General features: G+C 63.4%; 12 protein-coding genes and 1 pseudogene. 11 read left to right on the top strand and 2 right to left on the bottom strand.

What is annotated here, in order from left to right:
- The first annotated feature begins 12 nt into the window (after positions 1–12).
- The 8 genes from FFM81_RS22775 to FFM81_RS22740 are packed head-to-tail and all read left to right on the top strand — an operon-like array spanning position 13 to position 9,267.
- A complete protein-coding gene (locus tag FFM81_RS22775; RefSeq protein ID WP_138384540.1) occupies positions 13–1,143 on the top strand; it encodes an ABC transporter permease in 1,131 nt (376 codons plus the stop codon).
- Positions 1,133–2,182 (top strand): ABC transporter ATP-binding protein, encoded by a 1,050-nt coding sequence (locus FFM81_RS22770; protein ID WP_138384541.1) that lies wholly within the window; start codon positions 1,133–1,135, stop codon positions 2,180–2,182. The genes FFM81_RS22775 and FFM81_RS22770 overlap by 11 nt, the downstream gene beginning before the upstream one ends.
- The gene (locus FFM81_RS22765) at positions 2,182–3,240 is read left to right on the top strand and encodes an ABC transporter ATP-binding protein (RefSeq protein ID WP_025417811.1); all 1,059 of its coding nucleotides are present in this window, start codon (positions 2,182–2,184) and stop codon (positions 3,238–3,240) included. The genes FFM81_RS22770 and FFM81_RS22765 overlap by 1 nt, the downstream gene beginning before the upstream one ends.
- Entirely contained in the window at positions 3,240–4,073 is an 834-nt protein-coding gene (locus FFM81_RS22760) for a 5-deoxy-glucuronate isomerase (RefSeq protein WP_138384542.1), read from the top strand. The genes FFM81_RS22765 and FFM81_RS22760 overlap by 1 nt, the downstream gene beginning before the upstream one ends.
- Positions 4,074–4,124: 51 nt before the next feature.
- A complete protein-coding gene (locus FFM81_RS22755; RefSeq protein WP_138384543.1) occupies positions 4,125–5,999 on the top strand; it encodes a GH39 family glycosyl hydrolase in 1,875 nt (624 codons plus the stop codon).
- Positions 6,000–6,010: 11 nt separating this feature from the next.
- Entirely contained in the window at positions 6,011–6,841 is an 831-nt protein-coding gene (locus tag FFM81_RS22750; RefSeq protein WP_138384544.1) for a sugar phosphate isomerase/epimerase family protein, read from the top strand.
- Positions 6,834–7,850 carry a hydroxyacid dehydrogenase gene (locus FFM81_RS22745; protein ID WP_138384545.1) on the top strand — a complete coding sequence of 339 codons (1,017 nt, stop codon included), beginning with the start codon at positions 6,834–6,836 and terminating at the stop codon, positions 7,848–7,850. Before FFM81_RS22750 ends, FFM81_RS22745 begins: the two co-directional genes overlap by 8 nt.
- A 1-nt stretch (position 7,851) precedes the next feature.
- On the top strand, positions 7,852–9,267 hold the full coding sequence (locus FFM81_RS22740) for an enolase-like domain-containing protein (protein ID WP_138384546.1): 1,416 nt from the start codon (positions 7,852–7,854) through the stop codon (positions 9,265–9,267).
- A 281-nt stretch (positions 9,268–9,548) separates the two neighbouring features.
- Here the strand turns inward: FFM81_RS22740 and FFM81_RS22735 are convergent, their stop codons facing one another.
- Positions 9,549–12,701 (bottom strand): efflux RND transporter permease subunit, encoded by a 3,153-nt coding sequence (locus tag FFM81_RS22735; protein WP_138384547.1) that lies wholly within the window; start codon positions 12,699–12,701, stop codon positions 9,549–9,551.
- The gene (locus FFM81_RS22730; RefSeq protein ID WP_138384548.1) at positions 12,701–13,771 is read right to left on the bottom strand and encodes an efflux RND transporter periplasmic adaptor subunit; all 1,071 of its coding nucleotides are present in this window, start codon (positions 13,769–13,771) and stop codon (positions 12,701–12,703) included. The genes FFM81_RS22735 and FFM81_RS22730 overlap by 1 nt, the downstream gene beginning before the upstream one ends.
- Before the next feature lie 237 nt (positions 13,772–14,008).
- Here FFM81_RS22730 and FFM81_RS22725 point away from each other — a divergent pair, with 237 nt between their 5' ends.
- From FFM81_RS22725 to FFM81_RS22715, 3 genes and pseudogenes are all read left to right on the top strand, one after another.
- Positions 14,009–14,695: a response regulator gene (locus FFM81_RS22725; protein ID WP_138384549.1), complete on the top strand. Its 687-nt coding sequence runs from the start codon at positions 14,009–14,011 to the stop codon at positions 14,693–14,695.
- 2 nt (positions 14,696–14,697) lie between these two features.
- Positions 14,698–15,966, top strand: coding sequence for a HAMP domain-containing sensor histidine kinase (locus FFM81_RS22720; protein ID WP_138384550.1), 1,269 nt, complete (start codon positions 14,698–14,700; stop codon positions 15,964–15,966).
- 101 nt (positions 15,967–16,067) lie between these two features.
- A pseudogene (locus tag FFM81_RS22715) lies at positions 16,068–17,518 on the top strand (efflux transporter outer membrane subunit).
- The last annotated feature ends 11 nt before the right edge of the window (positions 17,519–17,529 follow it).

Below are 17,529 nucleotides of genomic sequence, written 5' to 3'. Positions count from 1 at the left end.
AGGACGATAGATATGACCGATCAAGCCATCGCGCTATCGCCTGAACCCAGAAATACCGCCGCCGTCGCAGGCCAGTGGAAGCTCATCTGGTGGCGCTTCTGCCGCCACCGGCTGGCGCTGGCGGCAGGCGGCGTCATCTTCCTGATCTACATGGTCGCCCTCTTTGCCGAGGTTCTCGCCCCGGTTTCGTCGCAGGCCTATGATTCCCGTTACACCTATGCGCCGCCCCAGCAGCTGCGGTTTGCCGGCTACGACGCGGCGGGGCAATTTCATCCGCTCTATGTCAACGGCTATTCGATGAAGATCGACCCGATTGCGCTCAGCCGCAATTACGTGGCCGATCCGGCCGTCGTCATTCCCGTCGGCTTCTTCGTCAAAGGCGAACCCTATCGGCTCTGGGGACTGTTCGATCTCGACCGGCATCTGATCGGCCCGAACGAGGCAGGCAAGCCGTTCTACCTGTTCGGCGCCGACCGGCTCGGTCGCGATGTCTTCAGTCGGACGGTGCATGGCACCCGCGTTTCGATGTCGGTCGGCCTGATCGGGGTGGCGATCAGCCTGATCCTCGGCATTATCCTCGGCGGCATCTCCGGCCTCTACGGCGGTTGGGTCGACGATGTCATCCAGCGCTGCATCGAGCTCATCAACTCGATCCCGACCATTCCGCTGTGGATGGGTCTTGCGGCCGCCGTTCCGATCAGCGCCGATCCGATCCTGGTCTATCTCTGGATCACGGTCATCCTGTCGTTGATCGGCTGGACCGATCTGGCGCGGGTGGTGCGCGGACGTTTCCTGTCGCTGAAGACGGAAGATTTCGTCATCGCCGCCCATCTCGACGGCTGCTCGCGGATGCGCATCATCTGGCGGCATATGGTGCCGTCCTTCATGAGCCACATCATCGCCTCGGTGACGCTTGCCATCCCGACGATGATTCTCGCCGAAACCGCGCTCTCCTTCCTCGGCATCGGCCTGCGTCCGCCTGTGGTGAGCTGGGGCGTGCTGCTTCAGGAAGCGCAGAACATTCTGGCGGTCTCGAGCGCCCCCTGGCTGTTCCTTCCCGGCCTTGCGGTGATCGTCACCGTGCTCGCCCTCAATTTCCTCGGTGATGGATTACGCGATGCTGCAGATCCCTATGAATACTGATAGAAATTTCGCTGCCGCCGGCGGCCGGCGCGCCGATCGCGACCCGCTAATCGAGGTCGACGACCTCAGGACCCATTTCTTCGGCGGGGCGGGCACGGTGAGGGCGGTCGACGGCGTCTCCTTTTCCATCCCGCGCGGCAAGACGGTCTGCGTCGTCGGCGAATCCGGCTCCGGCAAGAGCATCACTGGCCGCTCGATCCTCAACCAGGTTCCGCGCGGTGGGCGGATCGTCTCGGGCGCGATCCGCTACCGGCCCGATCCGGCAGCCCCCGCCATCGATCTCGCCTCACTCGATCCGCGCGGCCGCGACATGCGGGCGATCCGCGGCGCCCAGATCGGGCTGATCAGCCAGGAGCCGATGGCTGCGCTTTCGCCCGTCCATACGATCGGCAATCAGATGGTCGAGGTGATCCGCCTGCACCTCAAGATGGGACGCAAGGAGGCGCGCGAACATGCCATCGAGACGCTTGCCCTGGTCGGCATCCCCCGTCCGGCTGAGCGCATGGAAAGTTACGCGTTCCAGTTTTCCGGCGGCATGCGTCAGCGCGTCTGTATCGCGCTTGCGCTCGCCTGCCGCCCCAAACTCCTGATCGCCGACGAGCCGACCACCGCGCTCGATGTGACCACCCAGGCCAATATTCTCGATCTGCTCGCCTCGCTGCAGGCCGAATTCGGGCTCTCGGTGCTGTTCGTCACCCATGATCTCGGCGTCGTCGCCGAGATCGCCGACGAGGTTGTCGTCATGTATGTCGGCCGGGTGGTGGAGGCGGGCGATGTCGACACGATCTTCCATGCACCTGTTCATCCCTACACCAAAGCGCTGCTGCAATCGGTGCCGCGCATGCATGGCCAGCCGACCGAACGGCTGGCGATCATTGACGGCATGGTACCCTCGCGTTTCGACCGGCCCGAGGGCTGCAGCTTTCATCCCCGGTGCAAGCAGGCGAGGGCAGGTCTCTGCGACCGAAAGGACCCCCAATCGGTCCTCATCGGCGAAGGGCACGTCGCCAGCTGTCTGCTTTATGAGGGAGGACGATGATGGCCGATCCCATGACGCAACCAAGTCCGCTGCTCGAACTCAACGATCTCAGGATGCATTTCCCCATTCGCAAGGGCGCGTTCCGGCGGGTGGTCGGGCATGTCAAAGCAGTCGACGGCGTCTCGCTTCGCGTCGAAGACGGCGAGACGCTCGGCATCGTCGGGGAGTCCGGCTGCGGCAAGTCCACACTGGCCCGCACCGTGCTGCGCATCTACCAGCCGACCAGCGGAGAAATCCGCTATCGCGACCGCAGCGGCGGCACGGTCGATCTCGCTACTTTGTCCGGCCCGGCGTTGGACGAAATCCATCGCGACCTGCGCATCGTCTTTCAGGATCCGCAATCCTCGCTCAATCCGCGCCTTCCCGTCATCGACATCATCGGCGAGGTGCTGAGCGTCAACGGCATCGCCAAGGGCCGGGAACTCGAACACCGGGTTGCCGAGCTGATGCAGAGCGTCGGCCTGCGGCCCGAATATATGCGCCGCTATCCCCATGCTTTCTCCGGCGGTGAACGCCAGCGCATCGGCATTGCCCGGGCGCTTGCATCCAATCCGCGTCTGGTGATCGCCGATGAGGCCGTCTCCGCGCTCGACGTCAGCGTGCAGGCGCAAACCATCAATCTCCTGCAGGACCTGCAGGAACAGTTCGGCCTGACCTATCTCTTCGTCGCCCACGACCTCTCGGTCGTCCGGCATATCTCCGACAATATCGCCGTCATGTATGTCGGCCGCGTCGTCGAAAAGGCGCCGACCGAGCAGATTTTTTCGCGTCCGCTCCATCCCTATACCGAAGCGCTGCTGTCGGCTGTGCCGATCGCCGATCCGAGGCTGCGCCGTCACGGCCGGCGCATCCGGCTGGGAGGCGAAGTCGCCGACCCTGCCCATCCGCCTCCCGGCTGCGCCTTTCATCCGCGCTGTCGCTACGCCACCGAGCTGTGCAGGCAGGAGGTGCCAGGCTTGCGCACCGTCACCGCCGATGGACATGCGGTGGCCTGCCATCATGCCGAATCCCTGACCCTCAATCCTTTCGCCGATCGTACCGTTCCGGAGTTCAATTGATGCCCGAATTCATTCCACGCTCCGAGCAGCGTCCCATTGTGGATACCTCCTCCAGGACGCTCGATCTCATCTACTTCGACCTCGTCACGCTTCCGGCCGATGGCCGGGACACGCGGCGGCTGCCTCTGCACGAAAGCCTCTACGTCGTGCTGTCGGGGCAGGTGGATATCGAGGTGGATGACATCAGCTTCGAAGCTGTGGGCCGGCGAGCCGATATCTGGGGAGGCGATGCGGATTCGGTCTACGCGCCCGTCGACGCCAATGTCCGGATATCGGCCCGTGGCGGCCCGGCGGAAATCGCCATCGCCGGCGGCCTCTGCGAGACCCGTTACGCCCCGTTCCGGATCTCGCCCGACGAGGTCGACGCCGTCAATGTCGGTTCGCCCGACACGCATAGCCAGCGGCGGATCGTCCACCTGCTCGGGCAACGCCAGAACGGCCGCTGCGGCAATCTGCTGGTGAGTGAACTCTATGCCGGTGAGGGCTGCTGGTCGGGCTATCCTCCCCACAAGCACGACACCGAAGACGGCGATGCCGAGACCCTGCATGAGGAGCTCTATCACTACCGTTTCCAGCCAGAGACCGGCTTCGGCAGCCAGATCACCTATGACGACAATGGTCCGGTCAAGATCCTCATGACCCGCAACGGCGACACTGTCCTGGTCGACCGGGGTTACCATCCGACCGTCACCTCGCCTGGGCATCGTGGCTATATCTTCACCATCCTTGTCGGCAAGCATCGCCGGGGGCTGATCCAGCGCTTCGATCCCGCCCATCAGCATCTGACCAAAACCATCCCCGGCATCGATGCGATGCGCGACAAGTTCAAATAATCCGGTGCGCCCCGGCGTACTGCCAAACTTCCGCCCACGGAGATATCAGCGATGCGTGACCGTACGCGAATAAACGTCGATGCCAGCCAAGCGCTGCGTCCGTTCAACCGGTTCTGGCGCGGCACCGGCTTTTCGCCGGCCGAGCTGCTGCTCGAACCCGAGATGCGCCAGATGCTCGCCTATATCGGCGGCCTGCCGAACGAGGGCATCCGGTATTTGCGCGTCCACTACCTCTACAATCTGCTGCGCGCCATCGGCGGCGAAGGCAAGGTCGTCTATGACTGGTCCCTGCTAGACCGCGCGCTCGACGTGATGATCGAACACCGCCTGAAGCCGTTCTTCGAGCTGATGGGCAATCCGTCGGGCCTCTTCACCGACTATGAGGACATGGATCAGGTCAAGCGCTGGCGGGATCTCGTCACAGTAACGGCCGACCGCTATGGCGCGCGCTACGGTATGGGCGAATTGCGCACATGGTATTTCGAGACGACCAACGAGGCCGACTCCGGCTGGTGGACCTACGGGATCAAGAGCTATACCAACTATTACGACGCCTGCGTCGCGGGCCTCGACGCCATCGATCCCGGCCTGCCCATGGGCGGGCCCGGCACCGCCCGCACGCTCTCGCCGATCTTTTGCGCCCTGATGGCCCATTGCGACAGTGGCACGAGCTGCCTGACCGGCGACGGCCCGCCGCGCATCGACTACATCTCGATCCACGAAAAGGGCGTCAACGGCAGCAAGGAAGACCTGACGCCGAAAACCAACGCCATCGTCGACCGCACGCTTCTCGTCGTCGACTATCTCAAGGAGCACCACCCGCGGCTTGCGGGCCTGCCGATCGTCAACGACGAATGCGATCCACAGCTCGGCTGGAGCGATCATCACAGCTGGCACGGCAAGGCCTACTACGCCGGGATCATCGCCCGCATCATCGAGCAGCACGACCGGCGCATCATCGCCCCGAAAGCGGCGGATTTCACCTTCCTCAGCAATGACCACGCCTTTATCGGCGGCTGGGGCCAGCGCACGATCTTTGCCTATTTCGGTCCGCGCAATTTCACCAAGGCGCAGTGGGAGCACAAGACCGATTTGGGCACGCTGGTCACCGATGTCGATGCCGCCCCGCCGTTCGATCTCATCAAGAAGCCCGGTCTGACGTCGATGGAATTGCTGGCAACGCTTGGCGATACCGTCTGCAAAGTGACGGCCGAACCCCCGCTGGCTCCCGACCAGGATGGCCTGGCAATCCTGCCGACACGGCTGCCGGGCGGCGGTGTTTCCATCAGCCTCATCCATAGCGTCGACGCCATCAATCGTTCGGGCCGCACCGCCGTTCGTCTCGAGGTGGACGGCTTGGTCCCTGGCCGCCACGCGCTGTGCCTGCTGCGCATCGACGAGGAATTCACCAATCCGATGGAGGTGTGGGAGGCCCAACGCGACCAAAGCAATCCCCGCGGGCCCTTCGAGCCGGTCGGCGCGCCGCCTCAGCCTGATGAAGCGCAGTTTGCCGAACTGCGCCGCGCGCAGGAACCGGCCTTGCTGCATCCGATCAGCATCGTCGACTGCGACGAGGGCCGGATCAGTGTCGACCTCGATGTGCCATTGCCGTCGCTGACGCAGGTGATTGTCGTTCCCGACAGCGGCGCGCCGCCGGCCGCACCCACCGGTCTCGTCGTCGAGCGTTATCTTGGTCTTGGCGGCCGGGAGGAGCGCATGCTGTTCTGGGCGGCGGGTGATAACAGCCCCGCCATCTTTTACGATGTTCTGGCCTGCGCCGATGGCCAGACCTTTGAAAAGGTCAACTCCGTGCCGCTGATCTCGACGGCATTCCTGCACATGTCGCCGCCGGAGGGGACGCGATACGCGGTGCGCGCCCGCGATGCGTTCGGCCGCCGCAGCGAGCTTTGCTTTTCCAATCGATGAGCAGGGACATCATGAATATCGCCTATTTCACCAAGACCCTGGAGGGCCTGCCGTTGGAGAAGGCGGCGGAGGTCACGGCGGGCCTGGGGTTCGACTGTGCCGATCTTCTCGTTCGCGACGGCCAGGCCATTACCCCGGAGAGGCCGGAGGAAATCGTCAAGGCGGTAAAGCTCTTTGCCGCAGGCGGCCTGCGCGTCCCGATGGCGACCATCGACGCCATCCGGCCCGACGATGCTGCGTCCCGGTTGCTCGGCTTTTGCGGCGAGGCCGGCATCGGCCAGGTCCGGCTCGGCTTCTGGCGTTATGATCCGTCCCAGCGCTGGAAGGTTCAGGTCGATGAAGCCAGGCGTGACCTCGATGGTTTTGAGCGCCTCGCCGAACGGTTCGCCGTCAAGCTGACGATCCAGCTTCACGGCGGGACGCTGCACAGCTCGGGCGCTCTGGCGATGCACTTGCTGGCCGGGCGCGATCCCATCAGGATCGGCGCCTATCCCGATCCCGCCAACCAGATCATTCGCGAGGGGACCGAGGACTGGCGTCTGACCCTCGACCTTCTCGATCCGTGGTTCTGCTGCATGGGCGTCAAGAACAGCGGCTGGTTTCCCGGCGTCTATGGGGCACAGGGCCAGCGTACCTGGCATTCGGATTGGTACGGGCTCGACGACGGCATGGTGCCCTGGAACGAAATCATTCCGCATCTGGTCGCTACCGGCTTTGCCGGGGTGCTCTCGATGCATTCCCAATACCGGGTCCCCCAGGAACAGGCGCTCGACAAGATCCGCGCCGATCTCACCCATCTCAGGCGCCTGGTCGCCGCAGCGAAAGAGCAAAATCTTGCGTGAACAAGCTCCCGTCATTGCCGTCCTTTTGACCGAAAAGACCCGCCGCATGATGCTCGACGATGCGGCGACCGCTGAGTTGAATGCCCTCGGCGAGGTACGCTGGCCGACCGGCGCCACAATCGATGCCGCCGATGCCCACCGGCTGCTGCAAGGCGCCACGGCGTGTCTGACCGGCTGGGGCACGCCGCCCTTCGATCCCGCCGCGCGCCAACGCCATCCGCAACTTGCCCTCGTTGCGCATTCGGCCGGCAGCGTCCGCACGCTCGTTCCCGCCGGTCTGTTCGAAGACGGCCTTCGCGTCAGCCATGCCGCTTCGAAAATTGCAACTTCGGTTGCCGAATTCGTCGTCGCCGAAGCGTTGCTCGCCATGCGCGGCATTCATCGGTTGCATCAGCGATTGCGCAAGGGCGGCGAATGGCTCGACGTCCGCGCTGCAGTGCCGCAGAGATTGCTCGGCGCCAGAACGGTCGGCATCGTCGGCGCCGGCTATGTCGGACGGGCGGTTATGCGGCTGCTCCTTCCCTTCGGCTGCCGCGTGCTGGTCGTCGATCCCTATCTCAGCGACAGCGAGGCCGCAGCGCTCGGCGTCGTCAGAACAGGACTGGACGATGCACTCGCTGCGAGCGATGTGATTTCCTTGCATGCGCCCGTTCTGCCCGAAACGCGCCGGATGATCGGTGCCCGTGAATTGGCGTTGCTGCGCCCCGGCGCATTGTTCATCAATACCGCGCGCGCAGAGCTGGTCGACGAGACCGCCTTGCTCGCCGAGATCCGCTCCGGCCGTATCGAGGCGGCTCTCGATGTCTTCGATAACGAACCGCTGCCGCCGGAGAGCCCGTTCCGCGACCCTGCGCTCGTCAATGTCACCATTTCGCCGCATGCCGCCGGCCACACCGAGGAGGCGCATTTTGCTCAGGGGCAAGTCATGGTGGATGAGATAGGCCGGCTGCTGCGCCGGGAACCGCTCCAGCACGAAGTTTCGCGCGCCATGCTCGACCGGATGGCATGACATGGAAAGAAGTATGGGAGCTTCCCTAACGGCGCCGCGTGTCAGAATCGCCGAGATCGACGCTTTCGAGCGCGACATCAGGCTGCGCCTGCCGTTCCGCTTCGGCGCAGCAACTCTCGAAAAGGCGCCCCAGGCCTTCCTCAGGGTGCGCGTCGAGGATGAAGGGGGGAGGACGGCCATCGGCGCTGCCGCCGAAATGATGGTGCCGAAATGGTTCGACAAAAAACCGGCGCTGACGCCGGCACAGAATGTCGATCAATTGCGCGACTCGATCCGCATTGCGGCCGCCGCCTCGCTCGAAGCCTCCGCGCCGACGACATTGTTTGCCGCCGCCCGCCTGAACGAGATGGAAACCCTGCGGCGCCTGCCCGGAAATCCATTGGCCGCCGGCTTCGGGCCTTCGCTCATTGCCCGCGCTGCGCTGGATGCCTATTGCCGTCTTGCCGGAATGTCTTTCTTCGATGCGGTGCGCAGCAATCTCGTCGGCATCGGCGGCCCGATGCTGCCCGGTGATATCGATGCGGATGCCGCTTCCGCCGCGCTCCCCGGCCTTCGCCCCGCCGGCTCGATCTCTGCGCGCCATACGATCGGGCTTCTCGACCCGATCACCGAGGGCGATATCGTCGATCCCATAGGTGACGGCCTACCGCAAAGCCTCGAGGCAGTGATGGCGCGCTACGGCAATCGTTGGTTCAAGATCAAGCTCTCGGGCGCGGTCGACGCGGATATCGATCGGCTGGCGCGGATCGCCGCCGTGCTGGACCGTCTGCCCGATTATCGGGTGACAGTCGATGGCAACGAACAGTTCTTGGCCGCCGAACAGCTTGGCGTTTTGCTGGCGCGTATCGATTCAATGCCGCGGCTGGCGAGGCTGCGGGCTACCATCGCCTTTGTCGAACAGCCGTTCTCACGCGATATCACCATGCAAACGCCGCTCGGGAATCTGGCGGTGCAACTGCCTTTTCTGATCGACGAGAGCGACGACGGCGACGATGCCTTCGTCCGCGCCCGGGGGCTCGGCTATACCGGCGTTTCCTCGAAAACCTGCAAGGGCATTTACCGCTCGCTCATGAAGGCGATCCGCATCCGAACCGGACCGACGCCGGGGCTGTTCCTGTCGGGGGAGGACCTGACCTGCCAGGCCGGGCTCGCCGTGCAGCAGGATCTGGCGCTGGGTTCTCTGCTCGGCATTTCCCATGTCGAGCGCAACGGCCATCACTATGTGGCCGGCATGCAGGGTGCGCCGCAAGCGGAGAAAGAACGCTTTGCCGCGGCCCATCCCGATCTCTACGCGTGGGGTGCCGACGGCCCGATGCTGTCGATCCGCGAGGGTCGGATCGCGATCGGTTCGCTCGCCGCTGTCGGTTATGCCAGCGGCGTCTTGCCCGATTTTGAAGCGATGACGCCATTGTCATGACGCCCGGCAATGGTCGGAATTCTAATAGCTGTGCTGATATTAAGCGCGGTTAAAAGCGCGATGCCGCCAAAAGGAGCGAGGGCAACTGCAACCGGGGTGATGAGTGCCTGGACTACCGATTTCAATAGGCAGGACGCGCAGGCGGCATGGGGCCGCCTGCGGGGGATATACGTCCCGCGGTCTCGTTCCGGGGGAGGGAATTCGACCGAAGAGGTTGCTGTGAAAGTCGCCAGGCGTTGCCCGCATTGGGTGCGGGAGCATCTGGCAGCTAGCCGAAAAGATCATCGCTGACCGTGCCCCCGTCTTGATTGCTCGGGCTGGAAGGCGATCGCTGCATGATCGTTGGAGGCATGCGGTTTATCCCCGGCGATTTCCTGGACCACTCCGATCCGGCGCAGCAGCCGTTTGAGGATCTGTTCCAGATCGTCGACGAAGGTGAAGATGACGGGGATGACGATGAGGCTCAGCAGCGTCGACATCATCACGCCGCCGATCACCACGATCGCCATAGGCTGGCGGAAGCTCGAATCCCCGCCCATCAGGCTGAGCGCGGCCGGCAGCATGCCCGAGGCCATGGCGATGGTGGTCATGACGATCGGCCGTGCACGCTTGTGGCAGGCATCCACCAGGGCATCGAACCTGGCCATGCCACGCTGGCGCGACATGATCGCATATTCGATGAGCAGGATGGAGTTCTTGGTCACCACGCCCATCAGCATGAGCAGGCCGATGACGGCAGGCATGGAGAAGCTCGTTCCGGTCAGCACGAGCGGCACCAGTGCGCCGCCGAGCGAGAGCGGCAGAGCCATCAGCAGGGTGAGCGGCTGCAAGAAATCGTGGAAGAGCACGACGAGAACCGCGTAGATGCAGAACACGCCGATTGCCATTGCAAGGGCGAAGCTCTGGAACAGTTCCGAACTGCGCTGGAGTTCACCCTGTTCGACAAGGGTGACGCCCGGCGGCAGGTGCTGGAGCGCCGGCAGCGCTTGCGCCTCGCGGTTGACGTCGCCGAGGATACGGCCATTCAGTTCGACGGAAATGGTGACATTGCGCATCCGATCGATCCGATCGATTTGAGAGGGGCTGCCGCCGATCCGGATATCGGCAATCGATCCGAGATCGACGTTGCCGTGCGTTCCCGCCACCCGCATATTCCTGATGTCGTCGAGCTTGGTGCGTGACTCAGGGCTGAAGCGGACGACGATCGGAACCTGTCGCTGAGGGAGGTTGAGCTTCGGCAGATCGGAGGAATATTCCCCGTTCGTCGCCACGCGCACGGCGCTGGCAATGGCGCTCGACGTTACCCCGAGCGCTGCGCTGCGCGCAAAGTCGGGTGTGATCTGGATTTCCGGCGCCTGCCGGGCCGCCGTCGATGTCACCGCGCCGATGCCCTGCAGCGAGCGGAGCTGTTCCTCGAGCGCCGTGCTTGCGCTGTCGAGGAGGTTTGCATCGTCGCTCGCCAGCGTGAGCTCGAGCTTCGTGCCATTGCCGCCGCCACCGACCTCCACGCGCACGCCGGGGAGGACGGAGAGCGCCCGCCGGATGTCGTTTTCGATTTCCGATTGTTTGCGGCTGCGCTCGTCGATTGGCGGCAGCACGGCGACGATCGTGGCCGATCCGACATCGCTCGTGGTGCTGGCATTGGGTCCGCCGCCCGAGGATACCGATCCGACGGCAGAGAAGACATGCGTCACGTCGGGAAGCTTGCTGACGATATCCGCGGCCTTCCTGCTCGTGGCGTCGGTCTGTTCGATGGTGGCGCCCGGCTGCATGGTGAGCGTGATCTGGGTTCGCGCGTCGTCGGAAGCGGGCAGGAAGCCCGATTTCAACAGGGGAATGGTCGAAAGCGAGAGCGCAACGACGATGGCAGTCATGGCCACGGTCGTCTTCCTGCGGTTCATGGCGGCCTTCACGATGGCGATATAGGCACGCATGATTCGGCCATCCTTCTGCTCGGTCGGATGGGCCTTCATGAAATAGGCGGCCATCATAGGCGTCAGCAGGCGCGCGACGACGAGCGAGGCGAGGACGGCGACGGCGGCGGTGATGCCGAACTGGCGAAATATAAGGCCCGGTATGCCGCTCATGAACGCCGTCGGCAGGAAGACGGAGACCAGCGTGAAGGTGGTTGCGATGACGGCAAGTCCGATCTCGTCGGCCGCTTCGAGGGCGGCATCGATCGGCCGCTTGCCCATCTGCAGGTGGCGGGCGATGTTCTCGATTTCGACGATGGCATCGTCGACGAGGATGCCGACCACCAGCGACAGCGCGAGCAGCGTGACGATATTCAGGCTGAAATCGGCAAGGTACATCACAAGAAAGGTCGGTATGACAGACAAGGGCAGTGCCACGGCCGACAGGATCGTCGCCCGCCAGTCCCGGAGGAAAAGCCAGACGACGATGATCGCCAGGATCGCGCCTTCATACAGCATGTGCATCGAACCATCGTAGTTGCCGATGATCGGGCCGATCGTGCTGTACGCCGCGTCGATCTGCACGTTGGAATGCTTGGCTGCGAACTGTTTGATCGCCTTGTCGATGTCATCAGCAACACCGCTGTCGGAAAATCCGTTCGAGCGCTTGATCTCGACCGCGATCACCGGCTTGCCGTCGAGATAGGCCATCGAGGACCGCTCGGCGAAGCTGTCGGTGATGGATGCGACGTCATCGAGGCGAACCTGCTGGCCGTTGGCCAGGGGGATTTTGAGCCCTTTCAGCGCCTCTACCGACGGCAGGGCGCCGAGTGTGCGCAAGGTCTGGCGGGTGCCCCCGATTTCGCCAAGGCCGCCCGACGTATCCGTCTGCACGGCCTTCAGCTGCGACGATACGGTGGCCGCGGTGACCCCGAGCGACGCCATCGTGGCGGGGTCGAGATCCACATGAACCTCGCGGTCGATCCCGCCGATGCGGTTGACTTGCCCGACGCCGGAGACCGAAAGCAGGGTCTTGGTAAGATCATTGTCGACAAACCAGGAAAGTTCGGTCTCGTTGAGCGCAGTCGAGCCGACGGCATAGGTGACAAGCGCCGAGTTTTGTACCGTGACCTTGGTGACACCAGGCGTCTCCATCTGTGCCGGCAGGTCGCCCTTGACGCTGTCGACGGCATTGCGGACTTCGTTCAGGGCCGCTTCGCTATTCTTTTCCAGCTTGAACGACACCTTGATCGAGATGGTGCCGTCGGTGATCGTCGTGGTGATATGGTCGAGATAGCTGAGCGCGGCAAGACTATCCTCGATGGTGCGGGCGACCTCGGTTTCGAGCTGCGTCGGCGCGGCGCCGTCGAGCGTGGCGGTGACGATGATGGTCGGAAGGTCCATATCGGGGAAGTTCTGGATCGGCAGCTGTTTGAAGGCCAGGAGCCCGCCGACTGTCAGCATCACAAACAACAAAATCGCCGGTACGGGGTTGCGGATCGACCAGGCTGAGAAGTTCATCAGTTTTTCTCCGCAATCTTCACGAGGTCGTTGTCAGACAGGAAGGCGCCACCCGAGATCACCACCTTCGACGAGCGATCTATTCCGGAGACGATTTCCACTTCGCCATTGTTGCGACGGCCGGTTTCCACCCGGATCCTTTGCACCCGTTGATCCTCGCCTGTAGTGAAGAGGTAGCTGATCCCATCGCGGAAGACGATCGCCGTTTCGGGAACGGTCAGCGCCGGGGAGGTCTGGAGCTCGATGTTGCCGGTCACGTAAAGTCCGGTGCGCGGACGCATGTCTGCGGGAAGCGCGACATAGACGATCGCCCGGCTCGTATCGGTGCTGACCGATGGACCGACGAGTCTCACCTTGCCTTCGATGACGTTGTCGTCCGCCCCGTCGATCCTGACGCTCAATCCTTCCGAAATGCGCGGGAGGTAGCGTGCTGAAACTTCAGCCTGCCATTCGACCCGCTGTTGGCGAACCATGCGGAACAGCTCGGTGCCAGCGGAGACGACGGCGCCGAGATCGGCAGAACGCGAGGTGATGAGACCGTCATCGACGGCGGTGATGGTCGTCTGCGCAAGCTTAATTTTTTCGCTGTCGAGTGCGGCCTCTTCGGATGCAAGACTTGCCGTTGCCGTCTGCTCGTCGGCCAGATATTCGACGATCTTCTCGTCGGAGAGCGCCCCTGAAGGTTGGAGCTGCCGCGCCCGGTCGGCGTTGGCCTTGGCCTTCGAAAGGCTCGCCTTGGCGGTCGCGACGGCTGCCTCCTGCTTGCGAAGATCGGCGAGTACGCTTTCCTGGGAAAGCCGGACGAGCGTCTGGCCCTTGGTGACCACGGAGCCGACATCGACCAGAACATCGGTTATACGCAGGCCGCTGGTCTCGGAGGCGATGCCGGCTTCCTGCCACGGCTTCAGCCATCCGCTCGCCGGAACGGTCTCCGGCCAGTCCCGCTGCGCCGGCGTCGTCAGCGAGACGGTGAGAGCGGGTGCGGCTTGCTCGGCCGCGGCATTGCGCAGGGGAAAGAAAAGCGCGGCCGTCACGAACGCGGCGGCCCATAGCCTTGATGGTCTTCTCAACGATGCACTCCTTTGTGGTCAAAGGCATCGCTGCCTTTTCCCGATCCGCGATCAATTCGGTGACGGATTTGCGGCTCATGCACGCCAATCCGGGCCCGGCTCGCGTCGATGTCACGACAGGATATGTAACGGGGCGAACGTTAAGTGCGGTCAAGTTAGTGTTAAGTTGGGTAAAACTTGGCCGCCTGGTCGTGTTCGTGCTGTATGGCTTGCCGGGATTGATAATGGATAACGCGAATGAACAAGGTTCTCCTCATCGACGACGATGCCGAGCTGACGACGCTTCTGCAGGAATATCTGGTCGAGGAAGGATATGACGTTGTCACCGATACCGACGGGCGCGCCGCCATTGCTGCGGCTGCCGGCAATACGGTCGACATCATCGTGCTCGACATCATGATGCCCCGGATGAACGGCATCGAAGTCCTGCAGAGGATCAGGAAGCTGAGCCAGGTGCCCGTGCTGATGCTGACGGCCAGAGGCGACGACGTGGACCGGATATCCGGTCTCAATCTCGGTGCCGACGACTATGTGCCGAAGCCATGTTCGCCGGGCGAACTTGCCGCGAGGCTGCGCGCCATCCTGCGTCGGGCGGGTCAGCCGGCGGCCGGCGCCGCGAACGACACGGTGAGGGCGGGGCGGTTGGTTATCCATCCGGGCAGCAGGATCGCCGAGTGGCGTGGCGAAACCCTTGACCTCACCGGCACGGAGTTCAGCCTGCTCGAGGTTCTCGCCCGCAGCGCCGGCCAGCTCGTGTCGAAACATGATATTTCGAAGCGGGCGTTCGGCAAGCCGCTCACCCCGTTCGACCGCCGGATCGACGTCCACATCAGCAGCGTTCGCCAGAAGCTCGGACTGAGGGAGGACGGGCAATCCTGGATCCAGTCCGTTCGCGGCCAGGGCTATCAACTTCTCGTGGATTGACCATGCCCAGGCTTTTCTGGAAATTCTTCTCGATCATCTGGCTGACCTTCGCGGGGGGCGTCGCGGTCGTCATTCTTATCGTCAATCTCTTTGAGATCCCGCCCCCCGGCCGCGATCGGGAATACCAGGAGCGGGCGATCATTCTGAAGTTGACGGCGAACGTGCTTGCCAGGTATGGCGAGGACGCCGCCGCGCGCGTCGTCCGCAGCAGCGAAGATGCGGTGCCGCTTGGCCTGACGCTGTCGAAAATTGCCGATTCAACGGTGTGCGGAGACGAGAGCACGGCAGAGGCGAGATCCGTCCTCAAGGACGGAACTTGTTACCGGATCTCCGTGGCGCCGGAAGCCAGCTTCCTTCTCAACGTGATGGACAATCTGGCTCTGCTGGTGCCGTGGCTTTCGATTTTCGTTTCGAGCACGGTCGCGGCGGCAGCACTCGCCAGATACCTCATTCGTCCCGTCGTCCACCTTCGCGACGGCCTGAGTGCGCTTGCCCACGGCCGTTTCGACGTCCGTATCGGAGACAAGATGGCGGGTCGCAGGGACGAGGTCACCGCACTTGCACATGATTTCGATTCCACCGCCGCCCGGCTTCAGGAGCTTCATGATGCGCAGCAGAGGCTGTTCCATGACGTGTCCCATGAATTGCGTTCGCCCTTGTCCCGCCTGCAGGCTGCCGTCGGCGTGCTCCGGCAGAGCCCGGCCAAACTCGGCGCCATGCTGGACCGGATGGACCGGGAGGTCGAACGGCTCGATGCGCTGGTGGGCGAAGTTCTGACCCTTGCCAGGCTGACGGCAGGGTCCGGCCTGCCGCTGCAGACGCAGGCGGTCGACGTCATCGAGCTGCTGAACGAAATCCTCGGCGATGCGGCTTTCGAGGCCCAGGCACGGAAGGTCTCGATCACGACGAGTGTCGAGGGCGTCTTCCGGGCCGAGGTCGAGGGCGAGCTGATCTACCGGGCGCTCGAAAACGTCGTTCGCAACGCCGTCAAATATACGGCCGATCATTCGTCCATCTCGGTGTCCTGCGAGACGACAGCTGACCGCCTCAAAATCTCCGTTACGGACCAGGGGCCGGGCGTCAAACGGGATGAACTCGAACGCATCTTCCAGCCGTTCTCACGCGGGAAAGACGCGGTGCCGAGAGGCGGATACGGTCTCGGTCTCGCCATCACCAGGCAGGCCATCGAACGTCATGGCGGGCGCGTGCATGCGTCATTGCCGGAGGCGGGGGGGCTGGCGATCACCCTGGAGCTTCCGAGAAGGCGCTGATGCCTCCTGCCGGCTTTTACCTAACTTTACAGTTTCTTAACCGCCATTAACGCTGGCGTCGCTAAGCCTGAACCCACGATCCAGGTTCGGAAGGCTCCCCAGTGAGTACGTCGCTTTGCACAAGACTATCATCCCTCCGCTACGCCACATCGGCACTCGCGCTTCTGCTGGCAGGCTGCGTCAGCGGCCCGGACCACGTTCCTCCGCAGATGCCGCTTGCGGCGAAATTCGAAGAGGGAGCAGCAAGAGCAACGGCAATGTCGTGACGGCCGAGTGGTGGACGGCTTATCGCGACAAGCGGCTCGACGGCCTGGTAACCCACGGCCTCGCCGAGAACCTCGATGTGCTGCAGGCACTCGAAAGCATCAATTCGGCTTCAGCCAATGTCACGGTTGCCGGCGCCGGCGCCATGCCGAGCCTGACGGTCGACGGATCGCATACGCTATCCGGCGAGAAGGGGCGGTTGCGCACGACCGTCGGCACGACGAACACGTCAGGCGGGGAGGCCAGCCTTTCCTGGCTGCTCGACATCTTCGGCCAGTACCGCCGCTCGAAGGAGAGTGCGCTTGCCTCGCTGGGGGCCGCCTATGCGACGGCCGACAATGCAAAGCTCACCTTCCTGAAAGACCTGGTCGAGACCTATATCGACGCGCGCTATTATCAGGAGCGGATCGCGCTTTCACAGACGAGCTTGAAATCCCGCCAGCAAACTTACGAACTCACGCAGCTGCAGCTGAAAGCCGGTGCGGCCTCCCGCCTCGACGTCGTTCAGGCCGAAGGCCTGGTACAGTCGACGAAGTCCGACATTCCCGGCCTCGAACAGAGCTTCACCGAATCGGCCCATCACATTGCCACTCTGCTCGGGATGCCGGCAGCTTCGCTGACGGACGAACTGCGGAAGGGTGTAGGCCAGCCGGTTTTCCGCGGTGACATTCGCGCCGGCATTCCGGCCGATCTTCTCCGCAACCGTCCCGATATAAGAAAGGCCGAACGCGAGTTGGCCGCTGCCGTCGCCGATATCGGTGCTGCCCAAGTCCAGCTTTACCCGTCGATCGCGCTTTCCGGCTCGATTTCGCCGAGCTGGGTCAAATCATCGGGCGCCAGCGGTGCAAGCCTGACCAGCTGGTCTTTCGGACCGACGCTCAACCTGCCGATCTTCGATGGTGGCAAATTGCGGGCCAATGTCGACATCGAGAAATCCGATGCCAGGACTCAGTATCTGGCGTGGAAAGCGGCGGTGTTAAACGGCGTCGAAGAGGTCGAAAACGCGCTTTCGGCCGTTCGCCGTGACACGCAGACGCTCGAGCCATTGCGCAGGCAGGTAGAGACGTCGCAGGAATCGCTGGCGCTTTCGACCACGAGCTACAAGGACGGCGCCTCGTCGCTGCTCGACGTGCTGGACGCGCAGCGTTCGGTCTCCGATGCTCAGGCAAGTCTTGCGGCCACGGTGCAGCAGGTCGCCAAGGATTATGTCGATCTCTACGTCGCTATCGGCGCCGGTTACCTCGAGCCGGAGCATGCCGCTGCCAAGCCAACGGCAAAATCGGGCTGATTCGCCGACAC

It is taken from the genome of Rhizobium hidalgonense, from assembly GCF_005862185.2.
Taxonomy (GTDB): domain Bacteria; phylum Pseudomonadota; class Alphaproteobacteria; order Rhizobiales; family Rhizobiaceae; genus Rhizobium; species Rhizobium hidalgonense.
This window is presented reverse-complemented; position numbering and strand designations above follow the sequence as displayed.

Bases quoted from the DNA above. Each gene is read 5' to 3' on its own strand.
- FFM81_RS22750 (WP_138384544.1), top strand. From the start codon at position 6,011: ATGAATATCGCCTATTTCACCAAGACCCTGGAGGGCCTGCCGTTGGAG.
- FFM81_RS22765 (WP_025417811.1), top strand. From the start codon at position 2,182: ATGGCCGATCCCATGACGCAACCAAGTCCGCTGCTCGAACTCAACGAT.
- FFM81_RS22770 (WP_138384541.1), top strand. From the start codon at position 1,133: ATGAATACTGATAGAAATTTCGCTGCCGCCGGCGGCCGGCGCGCCGAT.
- FFM81_RS22725 (WP_138384549.1), top strand. From the start codon at position 14,009: ATGAACAAGGTTCTCCTCATCGACGACGATGCCGAGCTGACGACGCTT.
- FFM81_RS22760 (WP_138384542.1), top strand. From the start codon at position 3,240: ATGCCCGAATTCATTCCACGCTCCGAGCAGCGTCCCATTGTGGATACC.
- FFM81_RS22755 (WP_138384543.1), top strand. From the start codon at position 4,125: ATGCGTGACCGTACGCGAATAAACGTCGATGCCAGCCAAGCGCTGCGT.
- FFM81_RS22720 (WP_138384550.1), top strand. From the start codon at position 14,698: ATGCCCAGGCTTTTCTGGAAATTCTTCTCGATCATCTGGCTGACCTTC.
- FFM81_RS22735 (WP_138384547.1), bottom strand. From the start codon at position 12,701: ATGAACTTCTCAGCCTGGTCGATCCGCAACCCCGTACCGGCGATTTTG.
- FFM81_RS22740 (WP_138384546.1), top strand. From the start codon at position 7,852: ATGGAAAGAAGTATGGGAGCTTCCCTAACGGCGCCGCGTGTCAGAATC.
- FFM81_RS22775 (WP_138384540.1), top strand. From the start codon at position 13: ATGACCGATCAAGCCATCGCGCTATCGCCTGAACCCAGAAATACCGCC.